General features: G+C 52.8%; 26 protein-coding genes and 1 pseudogene. 8 read left to right on the top strand and 19 right to left on the bottom strand.

Going from position 1 to position 23,859, the window contains the following annotated elements; genetic code table 11:
* Positions 1-27 precede the first annotated feature (27 nt).
* The 4 genes from QZJ86_RS09770 to QZJ86_RS09755 form a co-directional block, all read right to left on the bottom strand.
* The gene (locus QZJ86_RS09770; RefSeq protein ID WP_301938546.1) at positions 28-288 is read right to left on the bottom strand and encodes a hypothetical protein; all 261 of its coding nucleotides are present in this window, start codon (positions 286-288) and stop codon (positions 28-30) included.
* Positions 289-292: 4 nt separating this feature from the next.
* Positions 293-1,384, bottom strand: coding sequence for a bifunctional diaminohydroxyphosphoribosylaminopyrimidine deaminase/5-amino-6-(5-phosphoribosylamino)uracil reductase RibD (gene ribD / locus QZJ86_RS09765; RefSeq protein WP_301938544.1), 1,092 nt, complete (start codon positions 1,382-1,384; stop codon positions 293-295).
* A complete protein-coding gene (gene nrdR / locus QZJ86_RS09760) occupies positions 1,374-1,832 on the bottom strand; it encodes a transcriptional regulator NrdR (protein ID WP_301938542.1) in 459 nt (152 codons plus the stop codon). The genes ribD and nrdR overlap by 11 nt, the downstream gene beginning before the upstream one ends.
* Before the next feature lie 83 nt (positions 1,833-1,915).
* Entirely contained in the window at positions 1,916-5,287 is a 3,372-nt protein-coding gene (locus tag QZJ86_RS09755) for a mechanosensitive ion channel domain-containing protein (protein ID WP_301938540.1), read from the bottom strand.
* Positions 5,288-5,330: 43 nt separating this feature from the next.
* On the opposite strand from QZJ86_RS09755, the gene QZJ86_RS09750 reads away from it, so the two are divergent.
* Positions 5,331-5,993, top strand: coding sequence for a class II aldolase/adducin family protein (locus QZJ86_RS09750; RefSeq protein ID WP_301938538.1), 663 nt, complete (start codon positions 5,331-5,333; stop codon positions 5,991-5,993).
* A gap of 35 nt (positions 5,994-6,028) precedes the next feature.
* Positions 6,029-6,283 (top strand): glutaredoxin 3, encoded by a 255-nt coding sequence (grxC, locus tag QZJ86_RS09745; RefSeq protein ID WP_301938536.1) that lies wholly within the window; start codon positions 6,029-6,031, stop codon positions 6,281-6,283.
* Positions 6,284-6,293: 10 nt separating this feature from the next.
* On the opposite strand, the gene QZJ86_RS09740 is transcribed toward grxC, so the two are convergent.
* From QZJ86_RS09740 to smpB, 14 genes are all read right to left on the bottom strand, one after another.
* Positions 6,294-6,875: a PilZ domain-containing protein gene (locus QZJ86_RS09740; protein WP_301938533.1), complete on the bottom strand. Its 582-nt coding sequence runs from the start codon at positions 6,873-6,875 to the stop codon at positions 6,294-6,296.
* Between the two features lie 92 nt (positions 6,876-6,967).
* The gene (locus QZJ86_RS09735; RefSeq protein ID WP_301938531.1) at positions 6,968-8,152 is read right to left on the bottom strand and encodes an O-succinylhomoserine sulfhydrylase; all 1,185 of its coding nucleotides are present in this window, start codon (positions 8,150-8,152) and stop codon (positions 6,968-6,970) included.
* 12 nt (positions 8,153-8,164) lie between these two features.
* A complete protein-coding gene (purF, locus tag QZJ86_RS09730; RefSeq protein WP_301938530.1) occupies positions 8,165-9,673 on the bottom strand; it encodes an amidophosphoribosyltransferase in 1,509 nt (502 codons plus the stop codon).
* Between the two features lie 12 nt (positions 9,674-9,685).
* Positions 9,686-10,204, bottom strand: a complete 519-nt coding sequence (locus QZJ86_RS09725; protein WP_301938528.1) for a CvpA family protein — start codon at positions 10,202-10,204, stop codon at positions 9,686-9,688.
* Positions 10,205-10,246: 42 nt separating this feature from the next.
* Entirely contained in the window at positions 10,247-11,056 is an 810-nt protein-coding gene (locus tag QZJ86_RS09720; protein ID WP_301938527.1) for an SPOR domain-containing protein, read from the bottom strand.
* A gap of 11 nt (positions 11,057-11,067) precedes the next feature.
* Positions 11,068-12,333, bottom strand: a complete 1,266-nt coding sequence (gene folC, locus QZJ86_RS09715; RefSeq protein ID WP_301938526.1) for a bifunctional tetrahydrofolate synthase/dihydrofolate synthase — start codon at positions 12,331-12,333, stop codon at positions 11,068-11,070.
* A gap of 11 nt (positions 12,334-12,344) precedes the next feature.
* Positions 12,345-13,286 (bottom strand): acetyl-CoA carboxylase, carboxyltransferase subunit beta, encoded by a 942-nt coding sequence (gene accD / locus QZJ86_RS09710; RefSeq protein ID WP_301938525.1) that lies wholly within the window; start codon positions 13,284-13,286, stop codon positions 12,345-12,347.
* 24 nt (positions 13,287-13,310) lie between these two features.
* Positions 13,311-14,114, bottom strand: a complete 804-nt coding sequence (gene trpA, locus QZJ86_RS09705; protein ID WP_301938524.1) for a tryptophan synthase subunit alpha — start codon at positions 14,112-14,114, stop codon at positions 13,311-13,313.
* Entirely contained in the window at positions 14,111-15,313 is a 1,203-nt protein-coding gene (gene trpB / locus QZJ86_RS09700) for a tryptophan synthase subunit beta (RefSeq protein WP_301938523.1), read from the bottom strand. The genes trpA and trpB overlap by 4 nt, the downstream gene beginning before the upstream one ends.
* Positions 15,306-15,938: a phosphoribosylanthranilate isomerase gene (locus QZJ86_RS09695; protein WP_301938522.1), complete on the bottom strand. Its 633-nt coding sequence runs from the start codon at positions 15,936-15,938 to the stop codon at positions 15,306-15,308. The genes trpB and QZJ86_RS09695 overlap by 8 nt, the downstream gene beginning before the upstream one ends.
* Before the next feature lie 122 nt (positions 15,939-16,060).
* The gene (locus QZJ86_RS09690) at positions 16,061-16,819 is read right to left on the bottom strand and encodes a DUF2231 domain-containing protein (protein WP_301938521.1); all 759 of its coding nucleotides are present in this window, start codon (positions 16,817-16,819) and stop codon (positions 16,061-16,063) included.
* 51 nt (positions 16,820-16,870) lie between these two features.
* Positions 16,871-17,896: an FAD:protein FMN transferase gene (locus QZJ86_RS09685; protein WP_301938520.1), complete on the bottom strand. Its 1,026-nt coding sequence runs from the start codon at positions 17,894-17,896 to the stop codon at positions 16,871-16,873.
* Between the two features lie 24 nt (positions 17,897-17,920).
* Positions 17,921-18,487, bottom strand: a complete 567-nt coding sequence (locus QZJ86_RS09680; protein ID WP_301938519.1) for a hydrolase — start codon at positions 18,485-18,487, stop codon at positions 17,921-17,923.
* Positions 18,488-18,492: 5 nt separating this feature from the next.
* Positions 18,493-18,978 (bottom strand): SsrA-binding protein SmpB, encoded by a 486-nt coding sequence (gene smpB / locus QZJ86_RS09675; RefSeq protein ID WP_301938518.1) that lies wholly within the window; start codon positions 18,976-18,978, stop codon positions 18,493-18,495.
* 101 nt (positions 18,979-19,079) lie between these two features.
* On the opposite strand from smpB, the gene QZJ86_RS09670 reads away from it, so the two are divergent.
* The 4 genes from QZJ86_RS09670 (at position 19,080) to QZJ86_RS09655 (ending at position 21,669) form a co-directional block, all read left to right on the top strand.
* Positions 19,080-20,438, top strand: a complete 1,359-nt coding sequence (locus tag QZJ86_RS09670) for a sodium-dependent transporter (RefSeq protein WP_301938517.1) — start codon at positions 19,080-19,082, stop codon at positions 20,436-20,438.
* A complete protein-coding gene (locus QZJ86_RS09665) occupies positions 20,438-20,875 on the top strand; it encodes a type II toxin-antitoxin system RatA family toxin (RefSeq protein WP_301938516.1) in 438 nt (145 codons plus the stop codon). Before QZJ86_RS09670 ends, QZJ86_RS09665 begins: the two co-directional genes overlap by 1 nt.
* A 4-nt stretch (positions 20,876-20,879) precedes the next feature.
* Complete coding sequence (locus QZJ86_RS09660; RefSeq protein WP_301938941.1) at positions 20,880-21,146, top strand: RnfH family protein; 267 nt, start codon at positions 20,880-20,882, stop codon at positions 21,144-21,146.
* A gap of 133 nt (positions 21,147-21,279) precedes the next feature.
* Complete coding sequence (locus QZJ86_RS09655) at positions 21,280-21,669, top strand: bleomycin resistance protein (RefSeq protein WP_301938513.1); 390 nt, start codon at positions 21,280-21,282, stop codon at positions 21,667-21,669.
* Between the two features lie 42 nt (positions 21,670-21,711).
* Here the strand turns inward: QZJ86_RS09655 and QZJ86_RS21615 are convergent.
* Positions 21,712-22,140: pseudogene (locus QZJ86_RS21615) on the bottom strand (transposase).
* Positions 22,141-22,342: 202 nt separating this feature from the next.
* Between QZJ86_RS21615 and QZJ86_RS09645 the strand changes: the two are divergent.
* Positions 22,343-22,945 carry a GNAT family N-acetyltransferase gene (locus tag QZJ86_RS09645; RefSeq protein ID WP_301938511.1) on the top strand — a complete coding sequence of 201 codons (603 nt, stop codon included), beginning with the start codon at positions 22,343-22,345 and terminating at the stop codon, positions 22,943-22,945.
* The gene (locus tag QZJ86_RS09640; protein WP_301938510.1) at positions 22,938-23,798 is read left to right on the top strand and encodes a carbon-nitrogen hydrolase family protein; all 861 of its coding nucleotides are present in this window, start codon (positions 22,938-22,940) and stop codon (positions 23,796-23,798) included. The genes QZJ86_RS09645 and QZJ86_RS09640 overlap by 8 nt, the downstream gene beginning before the upstream one ends.
* Positions 23,799-23,859: the final 61 nt, after the last annotated feature.

The raw sequence follows: 23,859 nt of genomic DNA, 5'->3' as shown, positions 1-23,859 counted from the left end.
TTGATGGATGAAAAATGACCATTGCCATTAGCGTGGCGTTTGCTCGGTTGGCGGAGCTTGCTTGGCCGCTTCCGGCGATTTCTTTAGTGTTTTGTCCGGTTTGCGATAAACATCGACTGTCTGATAAGTACCGGTATGATAATCGTAGATTTCGATCTCCTGCTTTTCGCCGATCAATTGGCCGCCCTCAATCCTGATGGTACTAGTCACCGACTTGTCATCCTCATCTGCCGCCGCCCAGTCGGACAACAACAGCAAGGTAGCTAGAATGGCGATCGTGTTTTTCATCGTTTCAATCGGTTTTTGCTTGGTAACGTAATCTCAAATCCGGCCCTATTTGCCGGGATTCGACCAGATGCAGCAGCTTTTTATCCTGCATGTGTTGCAAACCCGGCAGATGAAACAATCCGCGCGCCTGATCGCCCAATATGCAAGGCGCCATATAAAGGAGCCATTCGTCAACCAAGCCGGCATCCAGCAACGCCCCGTTTAAGGTGGCGCCCGCTTCGACCCAGACGGTGTTTATTTGCAACTCGGCGAGTAATTTAAAGGTTTGCGGCAGATCGGCGCGACCTTCCCGCGCATCGACCCGAAACACTTTGCAGCCGGCATCCCGCAGCTTCTGCTGTTTCGCCGCATCGTCGCTACAGGTGATAATCCACACTTCCACCGCCGTTTGCAGCATTTTTGCCGACAGCGGCATCCGCAATTGGGAATCCAATACGACTTTGACCGGTTGCACCAAATCAAAATCCACCCGCGCATTCAGTTGCGGATCGTCGTACAGCACCGTGTCGATGCCGGTGACAATCGCGCTGCTTTGCGCCCGCCAGCGTTGTACGTCTTGTCTGGCATATTCCGAGGTAATCCATTGGCTCTCGCCGGACGCCATTGCAGTGCGGCCGTCCAGACTCATTGCCAACTTGCTGCGTATCCACGGCAAGCCTTGGGCCATGCGTTTGAAAAAGCCCTGATTCAATTTCTCGGCTTCCTGTTGCAACACCCCGGTCACCACCTCGATACCGGCATCGCGGAGTTTTTGCAGACCACGCCCAGCCACCAACGGATTGGGATCCTGCATTGCCACCACTGCCCGACGGATGCCGGCCGCGATTAAAGCGTCGCTGCAAGGTCCGGTTTTACCATGGTGGCTGCAAGGTTCCAGCGTCACATAAGCTGTCGCACCGCGAGCATCGACGGCTTTCGCTAGCGCGTCGATTTCCGCGTGGGCAAAACCGGCGCGTTGAGTCCAGCCCTCGGCAATGATCCTGTCGTCCTTAACCAACACGCAGCCAACATGCGGGTTAGGATCGGTGGTGTAAAGGCCATTTTCAGCCAGTTTAACGGCACGGGCCATATAGGCCGAATCTGAACTAAGCATCATGCTTTTGCAAATGCTCGATCATTTGGGTAAATTCGGAAACGTCTTGAAAACTGCGATACACCGAGGCGAAACGCACGAAAGCCACATGGTCCAGCGCTTGCAATTCCTGCATCACCAACTCGCCCAGTTCGCGGGCCGGAATCTCGCGCTCGCCTTTTGCAGTCAGGGCTTTCTTGATACGGCTGATGGCGGCCTCGACCGCGTCGACTTGCACCGGCCGTTTTTCCAAGGCCCGTTGGATACCGGCCCGCAGCTTGCTTTCGTCGAAGCTTTGCCGGGCGCCATTTCTTTTAATAATGCGCGGCAGCGTCAATTCGACGACTTCGAAAGTGGTAAAGCGCTCCTTACAGGCCACACACTCGCGGCGGCGCTTGACCTGATCGCCGTCGTCGGCCAAGCGGGTATCGATCACCCGGGTATCTTGTGCAGAGCAAAACGGACAACGCATATTAAAGAGCCAAGTCGGTGTTCAAAGGGCCGCTATTTTATTACAGAATGGCTTTATATTGAAATCGGCTAATAAACTATGTATCACTCGTTCAATATCTCCTTGGCGACCGAACGGATATGCACGTCGCGTTGCGGATAAGGAATTTCGATATGATGAGCCAGCAGAGCCTCGTATATTTGCGTATGTAAACGATGGGTGACGACTGCCCTATCGCTGAGTTCGCGGACAAATACATGAATTTTAAATTGCAGGGCACTGTCGCCAAAACCCACAAAAGTCACCACAGGTTCCGGGTCGCAGAGTACCTCCGCTATGCTTTTTACCGCATCGGTCAAAATCTGTTCGACCATTTCGACGTTGGTACCATAGGCCACGCTCACCGGCACCACCACCCGCGTCACGGTATCGGACAAGGTCCAGTTGATCAAGCGGTCGGTGATGAAGATTTTATTCGGCACCACCAATTCCTTTCTGTCCCAGTCGACGATATGCGTCGCTCGCATCTGAATCCGGCTAACCCGACCGGTGACATCGCCGACCGTGACCGTATCGCCAACCCGAATTGGCCGTTCGAACAACAAAATGATACCGGACACCATGTTGGCGAAGATTTCCTGCAAACCGAAACCCAAACCCACGGAGAGCGCGGCTACTAACCATTGCACTTGCGACCAACTGCCGCCCATCTCGTTGGCCACCGCCAGGAAGGCAACAGTCACCAAGGAATAACGCACCAATTGAATCAACGCGTAGCGGCTGCCGGCTGTCATCTCGAACTTGCCGACGGTGATCAAATCAACCAGCGCCGGAAAGTTGCTGGCAAACACGAACGCCAAACCGCTATATACCAGGCAAGCTAGCAGATTGATCAAGGTAATCGGTTGCAATATGTCCTTGCCATCGACAACTTGACTATGCTGCCACAGCACCACCTGATCGAATACCGTTAAGGCTGGTAAGATGTCGCTCCAGATCATCCAGCAACCCACCAGCAAGCTTACCATCACCATGGTCGTCAGCAACTTATGGCTTTGCTGGTTGATTTTGGAAATATCCAGCAACTCCTCTTCCAAGGGATAACTGCCTTCAATGCTTGCGCTGGCAACCGCCGCTTGTTCAACCTGTTTACGTTTTTGCCGAGCATTTTTTAGTGCCAATTTCCGCTCGGTGTTTCGTAACCAACGCAAAACCAAACCCTGGAATAATACGGTCAAGAAAAGCAAGCGTAGCGTCAGCACCAGTTTGCCTTGCAATTCCAACGCGCTTTGGTAATAACCGGTCACCGCAAAACCGATGATGACCACAGGCGTCAAAACAGCAATGGCGTACCAAACATAACGCAAACGACTGATCCAACCGGTCGATTGTAGATAAAAATTCTTCCCCAATCCCGACTGCGGCTGGGTTAGACGGTGAAACACATAAGCCAGCGTCGCCATCATCACAATCAATGCGGTTCTACCTAAGGCATAACTGTGTTCGGAAAACAGATCGCTAGCGGTCATTGAAATAATAAATACAGCGGGCACCAAGATGAAGCGCGCCCATTTCATTTGACTGTACAGCAACGCAATCGCGTGATCCGGCCAGTGAAACAGCGTATCCGCCACCCCATCGGGCTTAAACAAGCGATAAAAGAATTGAATCATGCATAATGACACGGCCGCGGCGATTAAACCTTCGGCAAACGAGTGACTAAAGAAATCCGCTCGGCTGTTCAATATCAGCACCCCGCCTATCCACGCCATCAGCAAGGCGCCGTAAAGAGACATCAGCAACAGATAAAGCAGACTGGCGACAATATCGCCGAAATCGTGACTAATCGCCTTTTTATTGAGCAGCATAGCCAGTTGCAGCTTGATTCGCGTCTTGAAACGCCAGTGTAATACCACAATGCCCAAGCCGACCAATACCAGCAAAGGGAAATGGCTAAGGCTATCCCAAAACCCGGTTGCCACGCCCAGCCAATTACTCGGACTCATCAGCCACAGTAATGACGAAAAAATATCCTTTAGATAATATTTGCCGATGACCGGCGCGCTCGGCACCCACAACAAACGTTGGTTCAGATAGGCGCTGAATTTGTCGGCTATCGTCAGCATTTGCTGCAAGCTGAAATCGACATCGCCCAAGATTCGGCCATATTCGTTATAGCCGCCGGCCAATCGCGTCACCAAATCCTTTTGGTCGTTCAACAACATCCGCAGTTCGGTGCGTATCCGCAGTTTCTCGGCTTCGTCGGTTTCGGCGGGCAGTTGGGCAACGCGTTTTAACAATACCTGATTGATATCGCTTAGATTTTTCTTCGCCTCGTCCAGTTTGAACATTTCCAGGCTAGCCAAGGCGATCTGGCTCTGAATTTCTTCGTTCAGGCCGTTGTAGGTTTTGCGTTGCGGGATGTTTCGACGTTGCTCGCGCAATAAATTACCCAAAGCCGGACTTAAACCGGCCAACGTGATTTTTTGCTCCGCACTTTGAAAATCTTTCTCGAGCTGTTTATAGCGGACATCAATTTCGTTTTTTTGCAGCAAATACTGCTCCGTATTTTTATTGATTTCCTGCAAGCTACGGTTGTATTGACTATTTTCCTTGGTGACCTGTCGAATCAATGGGTGCTTACCCTCTGCTTCTTTTTCCGCTTGCAACAGCTCGATCTGTTCCTTATCGATCTCTTGTTGCTTGCGGTCCAACAGAAAATTATCCAAATCGGCAATCAATAAACTTTGCTGCTCTCGTTGCAGCGTCAGCAAATGTATCCGGTCCTTGTGGGCTTGCAGCCGTAACGGATTACTGATGTTTTCCAACTCCAGCGTTTTCAAGGTACTGTTCAACAAACGGATCCGAGTCTCCAATTGAATCTGTTTGGCCTCTTTTTGATACAGGTTATCGCCGGCCCTGGATGCCAAGCTTTGTTGTTCCTGCTGGCTGGACGCCTGTTTACTCTTGATTTCCGAGACTTTCTCGCGAATCAATTGCGGCCTGTTGCTGAGATCGCCTATCTGGACTTCGATTCGGCTGATTTCGGCGTCCAAATCGCTGAGCCTGGTTTTTTCGGTAATCAGGCGTTGTTCCAACTCATCGGTCGGAAAAATCGCCAACTTCTCGGCTTTGCGGTTTTTTAAATTGTTCTCGGCTTCGGCTATCTGACGGGCCAGTTGTTTCGCTTCCAACGGCAAATCGTTCAAAGCCAGTTTGAACGATTCGGCTTGCGCCTCCTGGGCATCCAATTCGCTAAGGTTATCCTCGCTTTCGTAATATGCTGCCAGGATCCGGCTTTTCAGCTCGTCGGCCAGATTTTGCTTATCCTTGATCACTTGGACACGCTGCTGAATATCGGCACCGGAGACGAGTTTAATGGCTGGTTTTTGATTTGCGGAATGCGCTAGATTTAAACTGATCAGCAACACGAACAAACAAAAAGCGCTGCCGGATTTTAAGAAATTAGGTTTCATGCGTTGACTGGATAACAAAATAAATCTAAATAGGCGTTAAAGAATGGAAAACATGATCGGCGAACCAGAAGGTGTTATCAAATACCACCTTGATCATCAATATAGGGAACTGCCGACGGCCATCGATGTCCGCGAGCTTTGCGCTTGGCGCAGTATACTGTACCGCTTACGATTGATCGGCCAAATCGCCGAGAAATATCATGGCCTGGGTTTCGGCAATATCAGCCAGCGCCTGGTTCCCGGCGGCGGCGAATTTTTAATATCCGGCACCCAAACCGGCCACCTAGCCCGGCTCGGCAAATCGGATTTTGCCTTGGTAAACAGTGCGTCCCCGCGACGCAATTACCTGCAATCGTTCGGTTTGTCGCAACCGTCTTCGGAAGCCTTGACTCATGCCAGCGTCTATTCCCAAGACAAAACTATACAAGCCGTCATCCATGTCCATGCGCCGGAATTATGGCATAACACCTTGCCGCTGAATTTAGCCCATACCGCCGAAGATATACCTTACGGTACGCCGGCGATGGCACAGGCGGTCGCGCAATTGTTCGCGTCCGGCCAACTGCAAACCAAGGGTTTATTCAGCATGCTCGGCCACGAAGACGGGATTGTGGCGTTCGGCGCTAGTTTGACGCAAGCCGCCAGTTGCTTGATCGAGCAACTGGCCAACGCCATCGCTATTGAGCAAAACCGGCCTGACCGTTAAAATGCAGCCATTTATTAGCACTTATTAATTTTATCATGCCACAAATCATCATATACACCGCCAAGTTTTGCCCTTATTGCACCATGGCCAAAAAACTCTTCGAACGTAAGGGCGTGGGCTATACCGAAATCAATGTCGATGCGGAACCCGGATTGCGTGAGCAAATGGTAGAAAAGACCAAGCGCCGCACAGTGCCGCAAATCTATATCGGCGAACGCCATATCGGCGGTTTTGACGACCTGCATGCATTGGACGTGAGACAAGAGCTAGACCCGCTGCTGCAGGTTTAAGCGGCTTAATTTATTTGATGGTGAGCAACTGCAATCCGAAACGGGTGGCTAGTTCGTTACTTTCCACCCAAACCACCTTACCCAATGCACTCAAGCCAAGCTCGCCGACGTGCACTTTAACCGGTGTATTGGCTTTAATGGCCGGATGATTGCCTGTTAGCCTCAAGCACATGCCGTCCACCGAGCGATTGATACCTTCAGCGATCACTCGCTCTTTATCGATGAATACATCTGCGGTAAACGCTCCAACTTTGCGGTAACTGCGGCGTTTACGCCAGAGTTTCTGGGCATTATGCACTACATCGCGGAACTCCATGCCCATCATGATGCGATTGTGTTCCCGCTTGACCCAGACGATATCGACTTCGCCAGCCAACATCAGTTCTTCGACGAAAATTTCCGCCTGCCGGCCTTGGTTTAATAAGGCTTCGAAATCCTGGATGGTCGTCAACAACTCTCCCGGACTGATTTCCACCATTGCACCGTTTAAGGAGACATCATAGCAGTTCAACTGCAATACCTCGCCAGCCACATATAGCAGGCCTTCGGCGTTAAAGTTTTTTCGGTATTCTTTTCTATCCTGAAACATCATCGGAATCTCTCTATAACCTTGGTCAAAGATAGCTTATTTTTCGATTTGCGCTTACCGACCAATAGCTGCTCGCCACACCGAACGGTTCAATGTTACGCCAAACCGTTCAGTAAATCGGCTTTGATATCGTCGATATTTTCCAGCCCCACCGATATTCTGACCAAACTATCCTTAATTCCGGCTTCCGCACGCGCTTCCGGCGGCAGGCGGCCATGGGTAGTGGTGGCCGGATGAGTGATAGTAGTTTTCACATCGCCCAGATTTGCAGTGATCGACAGCATTTTAGTGGAATCGATCAATTGCCAAGCTTGGTCCTTGCCACCATGCAGCTCGAAACTGACGACCGCGCCGAAATGGCTTTGCTGGCGTTTTGCCAATTCGTGCTGGGCATGCGAAGCCAAGCCCGGATAATGCACTTTGGCTACCGCCGGTTGTTGCTCCAGCCACTTGGCCAGCTCGAAGGCGTTGTCGCAATGGGCCTTCATCCGAATCGCCAGCGTTTCCAATCCGCCCAGGAACACCCAGGCGTTGAAAGGACTCATCGTCGCGCCGCCGGTGCGCAAATACGGGTAAACGTATTTTTCGATCAACTCTTCGTTGGCAACTACCGCCCCACCGACGCAACGGCCTTGGCCGTCGATGTATTTGGTGGTGGAATGCACTACCAAATCGGCACCCAGCGTCAACGGCTGCTGCAAGATCGGCGTGCAGAACACATTATCGACCACCAGCAGCGCGCCGTGTTTATGGGCAATATCCGCCAGCGCCCGAATGTCGGCGATTTCGATCAACGGATTTGACGGGGTCTCCAGAAACAAAAATCGGGTATTGGGTTTGATCGCCGCTTCCCAAGCCGAAGGGTCGGTCAGACTGACAAAATCAGTCTCGACGCCAAATTTGCCGAAGTAATTTTGAAAGGTCAGCACGGTATTACCGAACACGCTACGCGAACACACGACATGGTCGCCGGCTTTCAGCAAGGCCATACCCACTGCCATGATCGCCGCCATGCCCGACGAAAACGCCAAACAGCGCTCGCCCTTTTCCAGATAGGCTAAGCGCTCCTGAAAAGCGCTGACGGTCGGATTGGTAAAGCGCGAATAGATATTGCCGGGCTGCTTGCCGGTAAAACGTAGCGCCGCTTCCTCCGCCGATTTGAACACATAGCTGGAAGTGGCGAAAATCGGCATGCTGTGTTCGTCTTCATGTGTGCGTTTATGCCCGGCGCGAATGGCCTGGGTTTCCGGAGCATAATCTTGCCAGTCGAAATCGTTCATCTGTCGTCCCTTTTATTTTGCTACCTGCATTTCGATAATAAAATTACTGCTGTTGCGCGTTTCCTGGGCATGATCGTTGCGCAAGGCTTCGATCCGCGCCAGATAAGCGTCGTCGATGTCGCCGGTGATGTAATCGTGACTGAAACAAGAGGTATCGAAATGCTTGATATTCGGATTACCCTTGCCAACCGCGTCGATCAAATCGTCCAGGTCTTGGTAAATCAGCTTGTCGGCACCCAAGGCCTGGCAAACTTCCGCCTCGGTACGATCATGCGCAATCAATTCGTGCGCGGCCGGCATGTCGATGCCATAGACGTTGGGATAACGCACCGGCGGCGCAGCCGACGCGAAATAGACTTTCTTGGCGCCGGCATCCCTAGCCATTTGAATGATTTGCTCGGAGGTGGTACCGCGCACGATGGAATCGTCAACCAATAACACGTTCTTGCCGTCGAATTCCAAGGCAATAGCATTCAACTTTTGCTTGACCGATTTCTTGCGCATCTTCTGGCCAGGCATGATGAAAGTCCGGCCGATATAGCGGTTTTTCATGAAACCTTCGCGGAACTTGACGCCCAGATCGTGGGCAATCTGCGAGGCGGCGGTGCGGCTGGTATCCGGAATCGGAATCACCACATCGATATCGTGGTTCGGCCATTCCCGTTGAATTTTTTCGGCCAGTTTTTTACCCATCCGCATCCGGGCTTTGTATACCGAAATATTGTCGATGATCGAATCCGGCCTAGCGAAATACACATATTCGAAAATGCACGGACAATGATCCACTTCCTCTGTACATTGCCGGGTATGCAATTGACCGTTGGCTTCGATAAACACCGCTTCGCCCGGCTCGATGTCGCGAATCAGATGAAAATCAAGTACGTCCAATGCCACGCTTTCCGAGGCAATCATATATTCGGTGCCCTCTTCGGACTTGCGCTCGCCGAATACAATGGGGCGAATACCGTGCGGATCACGAAAACCCAGCACGCCGAAACCGGCGATCATCACCACCACCGCGTAAGCGCCTCGGCAACGTTTATGGACCGCGCTGACCGCCTGAAACACGTCGTCGACAGTCAGTTTCAGCTTGCCGAATTGCGCCAATTCATGGGCAAATACATTCAACAACACTTCCGAGTCCGAATCGGTATTGATATGACGCTGGTCGTCCATGAACACCTGGTATTTCAGTTCTTCGGTGTTGGTCAGATTGCCGTTGTGCGCCAAGGTCAAACCGAACGGCGAGTTGACGTAAAACGGCTGCGCTTCCGCGGAACTGGTACAACCGGCCGTCGGATAACGCACATGGGCGATGCCCATATTGCCCGTCAATTTCATCATTTGTTTGCTGGAAAACACGTCGCGCGCCAAACCGTTATCCTTGCGCAGATGCAAACGCCCGCCGTCGCAGGTGACGATACCAGCGGCATCCTGGCCGCGATGCTGGAGTACCGTCAGGGCATCGTATAGATCCTGATTAACACTTTGATATGAAACAATTGCAGCAATACCACACATAGTTGACCCGAGTTATCGATAATGGATGTAATCCGCCAAACCGGCCGGCATATGGTTTTTCAGCCAAACCGCCAAGGCTTGAAACGGAGGAATGAGAAGGGATTGCTTCCACCAGGAGTCTTCCGGCAACGGCGTCAAGCCGGCCAGCATGACCAGTAGAGAAACCAGCACCGCCCCACGGGCGATACCGAACAACATGCCCAGCAGACGGTCGCTGCCGGTCAATCCGGTTTTTTCAATCAGCTGACTCAGCAAAAAACTGATCAAGCTGCCGAGAATTAGCGTAGCGAAGAACAGGATGGCGAATCCGGCGGCAATCCGCGCGGACGGATAGCTGATAGTCGATTGCAACAGCACCGACACATCGCGGCTATACTGCGTCGCCACCCAAACCGCGACGATCCACAAGACCAAGGCGAAGGCTTCCTTGATGAAACCGCGCAGCAAACCCATAACCGCCGAGATGGCAATAATGGCGATCACCAGATAATCGACCCATAACAACTTGGACCAAGGCAAAAAATCCAACATGACTTAGCCGGCTACTCCCGGCAACCCGTCTGCCCAGGATACTTATTCATCGGCGGACACAAAGCTGTTAACGTTGATTTGCGCGAGTTTAGCTTTAACGGCCTGGGCTTTGACTTTATCGACGATAGGGCCGATGCGCACCTTGAATACTGTGCCCTTATCGGTCGCCACTTCTCTTACCGAGGCGGCAAAACCTTGCTGTTTCAGATTATCCTGCAAGCTGATAGCGTTGGGCTTTTGGCTGAAGGTGCCAACTTGTAGATACCAGCGATTGGTTTCCTCGACGGCGGGCAAGGATTTAACCACCGCAGTCGGCGCGACCGATGCGGGTGCCGGTTCGGCTTTGACCACTGGCAATTTATTGCTGGGCTTCAAGGGTTTCGGTACCGGACTGGTTTGCAACGGCTGCACCGCCGGGGCAGGAGCCACAGCCGGCAGTTTACTAGGTTTGCTGATCACCGGCACATCCTCGGCTTCGGCGGGTTCCTCGTCGATCTGAGCCACGGCAGCCGACGGGTTAGCAGTCGGCAATTTACGCTGAATCGGCGCGGGCAACTTCGCTTGCGGCTGCGGCGCTGCCAATTCGGCTTCCGGTTCGCCTTCTTCGACCACTCTGGCCGGTGCTTTCACCGGCGTTTCGGCCGGCAGGTTTTCGGCGACGTCTTCGACCTTCTCCGGCAGCGGCATAATTTCCACATCCTGCGCCTTCGCCGGCAACTCGGGGATTTTCAACTCGTTGATACTCTTGCCGGTTTCGTCGATCGGATCGTCGAATAACATCGGTACGAAAATCGCCGCCAACGCGGTAATTACCGCCGCACCAATCAATCGTTGCTTTAACTCTTGATCCATTTTCATCACCTCTAGGAAAATTTTGATAAATATTCGGATACCAGAAAAAAAGAGCCAAAAATCAAGATTAGCTCGTCTGGCCGGGCATTTTGCTGCGCCGCGACAAATGCCTCGGCAAAGTCCGCGAATCCGCTCTGGAGATTCTGCATGCCTTGTTGCTGAAAATAAGTCTCCAACTGTTCCGGACTCGCCGCGCGCGGATTGTTAAGCGGCGCCAGATACCAAACGGCCACTCGATCGCGCATCATATTCAATACACCGGCGATATCCTTATCGCGCATCATCGCAAACACCGCATGAATTTTGACCTTCGGAAAATAATCACGCAAATAATCGATCAAGGTTTGCACGGCTTGCGGATTATGGCCAACATCCAGTAACACCGGGATGGCACCGTCAATCTGTTGAAAACGGCCTTGCAGCCGCGCCGACCGCAAGCCTTGCCGGATCGAATCGTCGGCGACTTTTAATAAAGGCTGCAAGGCTTGGACGGCCATGATCACCGCCGAGGCATTTTTATATTGATGTTCGCCTTTAAAGGCCGGCATCGGCAAATCGGTAATCCGGCTGTCGGCAGATTGCCAATCCCAACTATCCGCGTGCTTTTGATAGGTAAACGCCTTACCCATCTGCAAGGTCAGGGCGCCGATTTGCGTGGCGACTTCGGCTACCGAATCGGGAGCGTTACCATCGCCTATCACCGCCGCCACTCCCTTCCGAAAAATACCGGCTTTTTCCCGGCCGATGGCGGCTTCGGTATTGCCCAGCCAATCGACATGATCCAAGGCTATCGTCGTCACCAGCGCCACGTCCGGATCGACGATATTCACCGCATCTAATCTGCCGCCCAAGCCGACTTCCAATAACTGTATATCGAGATCGGCATCGGCAAAAATGCTCAATGCCGCCAAGGTGCCGAACTCGAAATAACTGAGACTGGTATCGCCGCGCGCGGCATCGATACGGGCGAAAGCCTCGCAAATCAGCGCATCGTCGACCGGCTGACCGTCGATGCGAATGCGCTCGTTATAGCGCAAAATATGCGGCGAAGTATACGCACCAACCTTATAGCCTTCGGCGCGGTAAATCGCTTCCAGAAACGCCACGCACGAACCTTTACCGTTGGTGCCGGCGACCGTGATGGTAGGCGGTTTCTTCCGATGAGGATCAAGTTGTCGATAGACACCGGCGACCCGACCCAACCCCAGGTCTATAGGCCGTGGGTGTAGTTGCTCCTGCCAATTCAGCCACGCTTGCAGCGAATCAAAACGCGCCATTTCGACCGGACTTAACCCTGTTCTTCCAAATCGACTGTCCCGCTCTGTTGATCGGCATCTTCGGCATTAACACTGGCTTCGACCACATTCGAATTGGCGCGCTCGGCGCATAATACCGCCAAAATGCTAGCCATTTTATCGCGCATCTCCCGGCGATCAACAATCATATCGATCGCGCCGTGCTCTTGCAAAAACTCGCTACGCTGAAAACCTTCCGGCAATTTTTCCCGCACAGTCTGCTCGATGACCCGCGGACCGGCGAAGCCAATCAAGGCATCGGGTTCGGCGACATTGATATCGCCCAGCATCGCCAAACTGGCAGAGACACCGCCCATGGTCGGATCGGTCATGAACGAAATATAAGGAATGCCGGCGGCGGCCAGTTTGGTCAACGCCGCGCTGGTTTTGGTCATTTGAAACAGCGAATACAAAGACTCTTGCATCCGCGCACCACCGCTGGCGGTAAACACGATGAAAGGCACACCCTGACGCAGGCTTTCGTTGACGCCGCGCACGAAGCGCTCGCCGACCACCGACCCCATAGAGCCACCCATGAAACCAAAATCGAACGCCGCGGCGACGATGCCGTGCCCGAGCAAGGTGCCGCTCATCACCACCAGTGCGTCGTTTTCGTTACTCTGCTTCTGGGCTTGAGTAATTCTGTCCTTGTAACGCTTGCTATCCTTGAATTTCAACGGATCATTCGGTTTCAGACCAGCGCCGATTTCCTGACGGCCTTCTTCATCCAAAAACATATTCAGCCGCTTGCGCGCCGAAATCCGCAGATGATGATCGCATTTTGGGCAGACGCTAAAATTTTTTTCCAGCTCCGCGTTGAATAAAATTGCGTCGCAGCGCGGACATTTATTCCACAAACCTTCCGGCACCGTGGTTTTCTTCTGACCGTTGTCCGTCCTGATCACGGACGGCACTAATTTTTCAAACCAACTCATTCGTTGTCTACTCCGCTGAAATTCTTAACTATCCATTGCCTGACGCATGGATTTTAACAAGGCAATTATCTCGCTTTTGGCCTGCGCGGGATCGTCGAGATTGGCTTCGATTTTACTGATCAGCGCACTGCCCACCACCACGCCATCGGCGATATTGGCGATGGTCTTGGCGGTTTCGGCATCCTTGACGCCAAAACCGACACCGACCGGCAAACCGGTATTGGCGCGAATCAGTTGCAATTTGTCCTCGACGTCGGCGGTATCGAGATGGCCGGCGCCGGTGACGCCTTTCAGCGATACGTAATACAAATAACCGCTACCCACCGCATCCATTTTCTGAATGCGTTCGGCGGTGGTATTCGGCGCCAGCAGGAAAATCTGATCGATGCCGCGCTCGCGCAACAATTCGACGCAGCCTTCGGCTTCTTCCGGCGGTAAATCCACGGTCAGCACACCATCGACATCGGCGCGCTGAGCGGCGTTGGCGAAGTCCTGGTAGCCCATGATTTCGATCGGATTCAAATAGCCCATCAATACCAGTGGCGTGGTTTGGTCGGTTTTCCTAAACTCCATCGCCATACTCAACACCTTGCGCAAGCCAACGTGATGAGACAAAGCCCGTTCGCTGGCGCGTTGAATCACCGGGCCATCGGCCATCGGGTCGGAAAACGGCACGCCCAGTTCGATCACGTCGGCGCCGGCCGCCACCATTTCATGCAACAGCGGCACGGTAAACTCCGGATACGGATCGCCGGCGGTGATGAACGGGATCAAGGCCTTACGGCCAGAAACTTTTAATTCGGCAAATTTGTCGGCTAAGCGGCTCATAAACTAATTCCTTCGCGCTGCATGATGGTGTGCATGTCCTTGTCGCCGCGGCCGGACAAGTTGACGATAATGATTTGATCTTTACGCATGGTCGGCGCCAGTTTTATCGCATAAGCCAGTGCATGGCTGGATTCCAGCGCCGGGATGATGCCTTCCATTCTGGTCAAGGCATGAAAACCTTGTAAGGCCTCGTCGTCGGTGATGCTGACATATTGAGCGCGGCCGGTATCTTTCAGCCAGGAATGTTCGGGACCAACGCCGGGATAATCCAGGCCGGCAGAAATCGAATGAGTCTCGATGATTTCGCCGTCGTCATCGGCCATCAGATAGGTGCGATTGCCGTGTAACACACCGGGACGCCCAGCGGACAACGGCGCGGAATGCCTTCCGGTTTCAATGCCATCGCCGGCGGCTTCAACGCCTATCATTTTTACCGATTTATCGTCGATGAACGGGTAAAACAAGCCGATGGCATTGGAACCTCCGCCGACGCAAGCAACCAGCGCATCCGGCAAGCGGCCGGCTTGATCGAGACATTGCTGGCGAGCTTCGCGGCCGATCACGGCCTGGAAGTCGCGAACCATGGCCGGATAAGGATGCGGACCGGCCACGGTGCCGATGATATAAAAAGTATTGTCGATGTTGGTCACCCAGTCGCGCATCGCTTCGTTCAGCGCATCTTTCAGGGTCTTCGAGCCGGATTCGACCGGCACCACCGTCGCGCCCAGCAATTTCATCCGGTAGACGTTCAAGGCCTGACGAGCGACGTCGACGGCGCCCATGTACACCACGCATTCCAAACCCAGACGCGCCGCGACAGTTGCGGTCGCCACGCCGTGTTGGCCAGCGCCGGTCTCGGCAATGATGCGGGTCTTACCCATCCGTTTAGCCAACAGCGCTTGCCCAACGGTGTTGTTGACCTTGTGCGCGCCAGTGTGGTTTAGGTCTTCGCGCTTCAGATAAATCTGCGCGCCGCCCAGTTCACGGCTCCAGCGTTGAGCGTGATACAGCGGCGACGGCCGGCCGACGTAGTGTTGCAAGTCGGCATCGAGTTCGGCGATAAATTCCGGATCTTTTAAATAGCGTTGGTAGGCTTCGTTGAGTTCGGTAATAGCCGGCATCAGCGTTTCCGCTACAAAAATACCGCCATAAGGCCCGAAATGGCCCCGAGCATCCGGCATATCGTAATTGTCAGTCATAATTCTCTATCGCTTGATTAGTTTTTCTTATAAACGCAGCCATTTTCTCCGCGTCCTTGATGCCTTTCCCAGCCTCGACACCGCTGCTGACGTCCAGCGCATACGGTTTTACGGCCTTTACCGCTTCCTCAGCGTTATCCGGGGTCAATCCCCCCGCCAATATGATCGGCAAGCGGCAATCTTTTGGAATTAAATCCCAATCGAAACCGCTGCCGGTACCGCCCTGCACGCCGGGATGATAGGCATCCAACAGCAAGCCGGCCGCGTCATGGTATTGCTGTTCCAGTGCGGCGATGTTCGTATCCGCCCGCATCCGAATCGCTTTAATATAGGTTTTATCGTAGAGCCGGCAACTTTCCGGCGTTTCGTCACCATGAAACTGCAAGCAATCGACTCTAACCTTATTTAATACGTCGCGGATCAGTGTCGGCTCGGCATCGACAAACAAGGCTACCACGCTAACGAAAGCCGGCAATGCCCTACTGATGCGCGCGGCTTGCTCTATATCGACGTTGCGCGGGCTGGGTGGATAAAACACCAAACCTATCGCATCGACACCCAATTCTGCGGCACGGAGCGCGTCTTCGACGCGAATAAAGCCGCAAATTTTAACGCGAGTACGCATCGACAGCCTCACAAAAAACGGCGGCGTAGGATAACACAGCTATCCGATATGTCGTGCCCGGACCAATAAAAAAAGGCTGACCGTCGTCAGCCTTTGTCCGCCGGCTTATCGCGACGATTCCGTCAGTGTGCATGCTGATGGTCGTGGTGGTGGTGGCCGGTCGCCTCGTGAACGCTTTCGTCATGATGACCTGGATGCTCGACGTCATCATGGTCGGATTCCGGATGATCCACCGTCGCGGGAGTATCGGATTCATCGTGTTCATGTGCGAGCGCCGCCGCTTGATTGAACTTATCGGCAGCCTCGACCGCAACGCCGTACTTATACACCATTAAGCCACCCAGATCGGCGGTAAACACCAACAGACCGCATAAAATCGCCGCCAACAGCAAATACAGGGTATTGGCAACGCCGACGATCACGCCCTTGCCGACTAAGCGCCAAGCGGACAACGCTGCGGACAAACTCAATACCGAAATTCCCAAGTGTTCGTGATGTTCCATAATTTCATGAACATCGCCACCGTGTACCACCGAATTGGCCGCCAGCAAACCGGCCGCCACGGTCATGCCGGCAAAAGCAGTGCCCAAATATAAAAACCAACTGGCAACCTGCCGCCATTCGGCGCGATCTGCGAAGCTGCCGACGGCATCTATTAAAAAAAACAAGGTCAATAAGACAATGGGAAAATGCACGAACAGCGGGTGCAAATTCTGCAACGCGGAAATGCCGGGCAACAAACTGGCGAAGGTTTCCGACGGCGTTTGCCGCACCAAACCTTCGATGAATGTCAATAAACCGGCCACACCGCTGGCTAAACCGTCGCCGCTATCGCCGCCGCCATGCACGGCAAACGTCAAATGATCACTAAGCCCCAACATAATCTCCCCCGATTCGTTTGTGCGCGGATACTACCACGAAACCACACTGGCTTAATTAATCGTCACCAGCGTCGAGGTGGTCAACGCCCTGGTCTTGCTTTCCACAAATTCGGTCCCTTGTTGCTGAATGAACATCGCCTGTAATTTTTCGGCGTCGGCGAGTTTCATACCTTCTTCCTGCCCCAAACACAACAAAGCGGTAGACCAGGCATCCGCGACCGTCGGGTCATCGTGAAAGACGCTGACAGCGACTAAATCGTGAGTCACCGGCCGGCCGGAGCGAGCATCGAGAATGTGACTGTAACGCTGGCCTTTGACGTCGAAATAATGCCGATAGGTGCCGGAGGTCATCACCGCCATGGGTGTTTCTTTCGGCATCGTCACCACTTTATGCATCGTCCGCTCGCCCGGTAATGGTTTCTCTACCGCAATCCGCCAGGCTTTGCCGTCCGGCTTGTGACCCAATGCTTTCAATTCGCCGCCGATTTCCACCATATAATTGACGACCCCCATTTGCTCCAGCAACTGACTGATTTTTCCGACGCTATAGCCTTGCGCAATCGAAGACAGATCGACCCTCACGTTGGGCAATGTCTTCATCATGTGGTTATCGTCGGCCAATAGCAGCTTGTTCATACCGACATTCGCCAGCGCGGCGTCGATCGTGGCCTGGTCGGGGATATTCAATTGATCGCCCTGAAACCCCCATAAATCGAACAAGGGTTTGATGGTCAAATCGTAACATCCGGAACTTAATTGACTGACCGACTGGGCAATTTTCACCAGCGAGACGATCTGAGGATCGATCGCCTGACTTTCTACCGTTTGATTGGCATTGAATTGTTCGATAACGGAATCGGGCCGATAGTTGGAGAGCAATTTATCCAGATCGGCGAAGGTTTTTTCCACTTCGGCTGCCAACTGTGTGCCGTCCACCGCTTGCGGCGACCAATAACTGATGTGGTAAGTCGTGCCTTGGGCGAAACCTTCGAATTTCTGCACCGGCAGCGGCGGCTCGCCGCAAGCCGCCAACAATAACGATCCCAGTAATGTCCCGGTCCATGCTTTCCGTATCATTTATCCCCCATAAATTTTTATTATTTAACGCAATAACGCCGAAATCGTCTTGAACTCGCCATGTCGCGCATCCCGCAACCACTCGAATAATACCGACTCGTGACAACTCAATGTCGCGCCTTGCTGTTGCATGCGTTGCAAGGCATAAGTCTTGTGCTCGGCCCGCCGCGAGCAGACCGCGTCGGTCAAAACATGGACTTGATAAGCTTGGTTTAATAGCTCCAATGCAGTTTGCAATACGCACACATGCGTTTCCTGACCGATCACCACCACTTGCTTGCGGCCGGTATTGGCCAAGGCTTGATTGAAACCATCGGCGGCGCAACAGGAAAATCCGGTCTTGGCGAATATCCTGCTGGCATCCGGCAAGCACTCGCTAATTTCCGGCTGGGTAGGTCCAAGACCTTGCGGATACTGCTCGGTCAACAATACCGGCACGCTGAGTAAACGGGCAGCCTCCAGCAATCGACGACCATGGATGAGCATCTGTTCGAGATCGGCCGCCGGCATCGCCGTCGACAAACGGCCTTGAATATCCACGACCAGCAATACGCTGTTATTTACGTCCAATAAATTCGGATGCGTAGTCATCGTCATTAACCGTGCTTCATGATCCGCGCTTTATCACGCTGCCAATCCTTATCCTTGGCGGCGGCGCGTTTGTCATGCAATTTTTTACCTTTCGCCAGACCGATTTTCAACTTGGCGCGGCCCTTGATCCAATACATCGATAACGGAATCAGGGTATAGCCCTTACGTTCGACGGAACCGATCAATTTATTCAGCTCGCGCCTATGCAGCAGCAGTTTTTTCTTGCGCACCGCGTCCGGGTTGACATGGGTCGATGCCGACAACAAAGCCGACACGTGCGCACCGCACAACCAGGCCTCGCCGCGCCGGATATCCACATAGCTTTCCTTAAGCTGAATCCGGCCGTCGCGCAAACTTTTTACTTCCCAACCTTCCAATACCAGACCGGCTTCGAATGTCTCGTCTATGGTGTATTCGTGAGAAGCCTGGCGATTAACCGCAATGGTGTTATCGGTGGCTTTGTTGTCCTTCTTGGATTTTTTAGCTGCCATTCTGTAGCGAAGATTTTTTAAACTGACTGAAAACGTGAATTTTGATATTTTACCCACACACCCGTTAAATAACGATATAAAAACACACAGGGCTCCCCAACATGACCGATAAAACCCCATCCATCCACGGCGAATGGTCTTCCCGCTTCGCCTTTATTCTGGCCGCCACCGGTTCGGCCGTCGGTTTGGGCAATATCTGGAAGTTTCCTTACATCGCCGGCCAAAACGGCGGCGGCGCCTTCGTGATGGTGTATTTGCTCTGTGTCGCCGCCATCGGCATACCGATCATGATCGCTGAAATCATGCTGGGCCGCCGCGGCCGGCAAAGCCCGATCAACACCATGCAAAGCCTGGCGGCGGAAGCCAAGGTCGATCCGCGCTGGGGCTATTTGGGCTGGATGGGCATGATCGCCGGTTTTTTAATCCTGGCCTACTATAGCGTGATCGCCGGTTGGGCAATGGCTTATATTTTCAAGGGCTTTTTCGGCGGCTTCATGAACAGCAGCGCCGAAGAAATCCAAAGACTATTCGACAATCTGATGGCCAGCCCCATCCAGCAGATTTTCTGGCACACCGTATTCATGGTTACCACGATGCTGGTAGTGATGCGCGGCGTCAAAGCCGGCCTGGAAAAAGCCGTGCGCTTCTTGATGCCGGCTCTGTTTTTTATCTTGATCATACTGATCGCTTACGCGATGGCTTCGGGCGCTTACGAACAAGGCATGCACTTTTTGTTCAGCCCCGATTTCAGCAAAATCGACGCCGATGCCGTGCTGACCGCGATGGGCCACGCCTTCTTTACCCTGAGCCTGGGCATGGGCGCGATAATGGTCTACGGCTCCTACTTACCCAGCCATGTCTCCATCGCTAAAACCACCTTCTTCATCGCCGGCGCCGATACCATCGTCGCACTGCTGGCCGGTATCGCCATTTTTCCGTTGGTGTTCGCCAATAACCTGGAAGCCAGCGCCGGGCCTGGTTTGATTTTTCAAACCCTGCCGCTGGCTTTCGGCCACATGAGCGGCGGCTGGTTATTCGGTTTGCTGTTTTTCCTGTTGCTGTTTTTCGCCGCCCTCACCTCATCCATTTCCTTGATAGAACCGGCGGTCGCCTGGCTGGTGGAAAACAAAAATATTGATCGGCAAAAAGCCTGCGTCTGGTCCGGCACCGCATGCTGGGGTTTGGGCATCGCCGTGGTGTTTTCATTCAACATCTGGTCCGGCTTTAAACTATTCGATAAAAACCTGTTCGAGTTGCTGGATTATCTGACCGCCAACCTGATGCTGCCTTTGGGCGGTTTATGCATCGCGGTGTTTGCCGGCTGGATGATGACCCAAACCCATGCCGAACAAGAACTGGAAATGCCGGCCGAAGGCTTTAAAGCCTGGCAGGTTTTAATCAAATATGTCGCCCCCGGTGCGGTATTTATCGTGTTCCTGCATGTGCTCGGAGTGCTGTAATGATCACCGTCGTCCAAAAAAGCGCTTTGGTTAAATTCTCCGCGAAGCAAATGTTTGATCTTGTAGACGACATCGAGTCGTATCCTAAATTTTTACCGTGGTGTTCCGGCAGCAAGATATTGAAGCGTGAAGGCGACATCGTCGAGGGTCAAATCGATATCGCCAAGGCCGGTTTTCATAAATCCTTCACCACCCGCAACCGCATCGATCGCGGCGGTAAAATCCAGATCAGCTTGCTGGATGGGCCGTTTTCATCATTAGAAGGCTTTTGGAGCTTCATGCCCTTGCGCGAGGATGCCAGCAAAATCTCGCTGGACTTGGAATTCGAAATCTCCGGCATGCTGGCCAATCTAGCCTTCGGCCCAGTGTTCAATCAGATCTGCAACACCATGGTCAGCTCCTTCACCCAACGAGCCAAAGCCTTGTATGGCGGATGATTTGATCGCGGTGGAAGTGGCTTACGCTACGTCCGAGCGGCAAAGGCTTATTGCTGTCAGCTTGGCGGCGAATAGTACTGTCGAACATGCGATAGCAGCTTCCGGCATCTTGCGGGAATTTCCGGAAATTGATTTGAGCCAACAGAAGGTTGGGATTTTTGGGCTGGTTTGCAGTTTGGATAAAACCGTCAGTGCTGACGACCGTGTGGAGATTTACCGACCGTTACGGCAAAATCCGATGGATGCACGGCGGGGGCGATTACAGAAATAATCTGGGTAAACCGTTGACGGCCATCCAATTTGATTTAGTCTATGCCGAACAAATCCAAATAGCTGAAATAAAAAGATATTTCTATTATTAAAAAATTTAGTCATCCTAAATGACGCAAACGCGAGGAGGAATCATGGCAGAACTAAAGAAGGCGCGAAGCGTGTTGGCGGTAAGGGATCTACGAACCTCTGTTGCCTTCTATTGCGAAAATCTTGGTTTTGCAATCAACGCAGAATTCGATGGGTGGTGTTTTCTATCAAGAGATGGAATTCAGTTGATGTTGGGTCATTGCCCCGATGAAATTCCAGCTAGCCAGATCAACGACCACTCGTATTTCGCATACATTGAGGTCCAAGGGGTCGATGGCCTTCACAAAGAGTTTCTCGACCGTGGCCTGAAGTCATTCTCAGCTCCAGAAAGCAAGCCGTGGGGAATGCGGGAGTTTATGGTCACAACGCCTGATGGCCACCGAATCATGTTTGGCGAAGACGTTGATTCACCGCAAAGACGCAGATCCGATTAGCCCGCGTAGGTCCGATTTTAGCGTAGCGTAATCGGACGCATGTTATTCATCGCCATCAACCAAGGCATCACTATCGGCGCACCAATCGACCGGATAAATTCCTTTCGCGACATAACGATGAAAAGTGGAATAAGGCCAATCAACAACACGCTTGACGCACCCGTATTTCAAGGGATTACATGCACATAATCGACATGACGTTGATGTTCGGCATCGTCGCCAATAAAATGCTCCCAAAAATGCCGTTGCCATATACCACGCTCCCCAGCGGCTTTTCGTACCTCTGACCGCCGCTCGGTTTTGGGGAGCCCACGCGCCGATTCGAAATGGGTGGCGCTCCTGAACCACTCTCACCGTTTTGCGTAACAAGCTAATTTCTCGGACCAGCAAATCGTTGTTATGCCGTTGCAATAGATTGACAGTAAAAAACCAAGTCCCTCCAGGGATGAATGCGCGTCGAGAATTGGGCATGGCCAGTCCTGATTTCGATAAAGGAAAATCATTGGCACAAAGCTTACACAACATGCGTCCGATTACGCTACGCTAATCGGATCTACGCGTGTTAACCAAACGATTCACCATAGGCAATTCGCCGCAGCCTGCAATACAATACCGCTTTTAACCGCCAAACTGGCGACCTAAATTTTGTTTTTTCATTCAACCGCAAACCAGCATGAGCAAAGACATCCGCATCCAGCGCCTCAGCGGCGAAGCCTTGATTCAATACATTCCTGAACTGGCGCGGCTGCGCATCGAAGTATTCCGCGACTTTCCGTATTTATACGACGGCGATTACGAGTACGAGAAAAAATACCTGCAAACCTACATCAACTGCCCAGAAAGCGTGATCGTGTTGGCCTTCGACGGCGATGCCATCATCGGCGCCTCGACCGCCATCCCGTTGAAATATGAAACCGACGAAGTGAAAAAGCCGTTCGTCGAAAACGGCTACAACCCGGATGAAGTGTTTTATTGCGGCGAATCGGTGTTGAACAAAGCCTATCGCGGCCTGGGCATTGGCGTGCGATTCTTCGAACAGCGCGAAGCCCATGCCGAAGATTTAGGCGGCTTCAAACACATCACCTTCTGCTGCGTCGAGCGTCCGACTGATCATCCGCGCCGGCCAGCCGATTACGTGCCGCTGGATGCATTCTGGAACAAGCGCGGCTATGTCAAACATCCCGAGCTAAAAACCACTTACACCTGGAAAGACCTCGACGACGTCGCGGAAACCCCCAAACCCATGACTTTTTGGTTGAGAGAAGACCGTGCCTAAAATCGCCAGCGCCCAATACGACATCAGCTTCCTGGAAACCTGGGGAAACTTTGAAGCCAAAGCCCGCCGCTGGGTAAAAGAAGCGGCCGACAACAAAGCCGATATTCTGTTGTTTCCGGAATATGCCTGCATGGAATTGGCATCTTTGTTTCCGAAGGAGGTTTATTCCTCCTTGAACGGCCAGCTCGACGCACTGCAAACCTTGCTGCCGGATTATCTGGAGTTGTTCAAAACCCTGGCCGCCGAGCACCGGGTTTACATCCAGGCCGGCACTTATCCGGTCAAACACGACAACGGCGAATTCCGTAATCACGCCTATTTCTTTACGCCGCAAGGCGACGTGGATTATCAGGAAAAGCTGACGATGACCCGCTTCGAGAACGAGCAATGGCATATCAGCCGAGGCCTGGAGATCAAGTTATTCGACACCGTATTCGGCAAGGTGGCGATCAACATCTGCTACGACAGCGAATTTCCGCACTACGCCAGACAGCAAGCCGAACGTGGCGCGACCTTGATCTTGGTGCCAAGCTGTACCGATACCGAGGCCGGCTATTACCGGGTGCGGATCGGCTGTCAGGCTCGCGCCTTGGAAAATCAATGCTACGTGGTGCAAGCATCATTGGTGGGTATCGCGGAATGGTCGGAAGCGGTGGACGTCAACTGCGGCGCGGCGGCGATTTACACGCCGGTGGACAGAGGCTTTCCGAATAATGGCATATTGGCGATCGGCGAATACAACCGGGCGCAATGGGTTTATGCCGACTTGGACTTAGCTGCGGTCGATACCGTGCGCCAGGAAGGCCAGGTGTTCAATTACCGGGATTGGCCCAAGCAGTTCGATTGCAAGTAATCGCTGGAGAGCAATTTCGTAAGGTATCCGAAATTGTGGCGAATCTCGGGCGACTGGTTAC

The organism is Methylomonas montana (assembly GCF_030490285.1).
Taxonomy (GTDB): Bacteria; Pseudomonadota; Gammaproteobacteria; order Methylococcales; family Methylomonadaceae; genus Methylomonas; species Methylomonas montana.
The sequence above is the reverse complement of the archived record's forward strand: the minus strand, read 5'-3'. Positions and strand labels throughout refer to the sequence as shown.

Coding starts and splice junctions, on each gene's coding strand:
- QZJ86_RS09670 (WP_301938517.1), top strand. CDS start 19,080: ATGACCGATAAAACCCCATCCATCCACGGCGAATGGTCTTCCCGCTTC.
- nrdR (WP_301938542.1), bottom strand. CDS start 1,832: ATGCGTTGTCCGTTTTGCTCTGCACAAGATACCCGGGTGATCGATACC.
- trpA (WP_301938524.1), bottom strand. CDS start 14,114: ATGAGCCGCTTAGCCGACAAATTTGCCGAATTAAAAGTTTCTGGCCGT.
- QZJ86_RS09720 (WP_301938527.1), bottom strand. CDS start 11,056: ATGGATCAAGAGTTAAAGCAACGATTGATTGGTGCGGCGGTAATTACC.
- QZJ86_RS09695 (WP_301938522.1), bottom strand. CDS start 15,938: ATGCGTACTCGCGTTAAAATTTGCGGCTTTATTCGCGTCGAAGACGCG.
- folC (WP_301938526.1), bottom strand. CDS start 12,333: ATGGCGCGTTTTGATTCGCTGCAAGCGTGGCTGAATTGGCAGGAGCAA.
- QZJ86_RS09750 (WP_301938538.1), top strand. CDS start 5,331: ATGGAAAACATGATCGGCGAACCAGAAGGTGTTATCAAATACCACCTT.
- ribD (WP_301938544.1), bottom strand. CDS start 1,384: ATGATGCTTAGTTCAGATTCGGCCTATATGGCCCGTGCCGTTAAACTG.
- accD (WP_301938525.1), bottom strand. CDS start 13,286: ATGAGTTGGTTTGAAAAATTAGTGCCGTCCGTGATCAGGACGGACAAC.
- QZJ86_RS09665 (WP_301938516.1), top strand. CDS start 20,438: ATGATCACCGTCGTCCAAAAAAGCGCTTTGGTTAAATTCTCCGCGAAG.
- QZJ86_RS09770 (WP_301938546.1), bottom strand. CDS start 288: ATGAAAAACACGATCGCCATTCTAGCTACCTTGCTGTTGTTGTCCGAC.
- QZJ86_RS09645 (WP_301938511.1), top strand. CDS start 22,343: ATGAGCAAAGACATCCGCATCCAGCGCCTCAGCGGCGAAGCCTTGATT.
- purF (WP_301938530.1), bottom strand. CDS start 9,673: ATGTGTGGTATTGCTGCAATTGTTTCATATCAAAGTGTTAATCAGGAT.
- QZJ86_RS09755 (WP_301938540.1), bottom strand. CDS start 5,287: ATGAAACCTAATTTCTTAAAATCCGGCAGCGCTTTTTGTTTGTTCGTG.
- grxC (WP_301938536.1), top strand. CDS start 6,029: ATGCCACAAATCATCATATACACCGCCAAGTTTTGCCCTTATTGCACC.
- smpB (WP_301938518.1), bottom strand. CDS start 18,978: ATGGCAGCTAAAAAATCCAAGAAGGACAACAAAGCCACCGATAACACC.
- QZJ86_RS09685 (WP_301938520.1), bottom strand. CDS start 17,896: ATGATACGGAAAGCATGGACCGGGACATTACTGGGATCGTTATTGTTG.
- QZJ86_RS09690 (WP_301938521.1), bottom strand. CDS start 16,819: ATGTTGGGGCTTAGTGATCATTTGACGTTTGCCGTGCATGGCGGCGGC.
- QZJ86_RS09735 (WP_301938531.1), bottom strand. CDS start 8,152: ATGAACGATTTCGACTGGCAAGATTATGCTCCGGAAACCCAGGCCATT.
- QZJ86_RS09655 (WP_301938513.1), top strand. CDS start 21,280: ATGGCAGAACTAAAGAAGGCGCGAAGCGTGTTGGCGGTAAGGGATCTA.
- trpB (WP_301938523.1), bottom strand. CDS start 15,313: ATGACTGACAATTACGATATGCCGGATGCTCGGGGCCATTTCGGGCCT.
- QZJ86_RS09680 (WP_301938519.1), bottom strand. CDS start 18,487: ATGACTACGCATCCGAATTTATTGGACGTAAATAACAGCGTATTGCTG.
- QZJ86_RS09725 (WP_301938528.1), bottom strand. CDS start 10,204: ATGTTGGATTTTTTGCCTTGGTCCAAGTTGTTATGGGTCGATTATCTG.
- QZJ86_RS09740 (WP_301938533.1), bottom strand. CDS start 6,875: ATGATGTTTCAGGATAGAAAAGAATACCGAAAAAACTTTAACGCCGAA.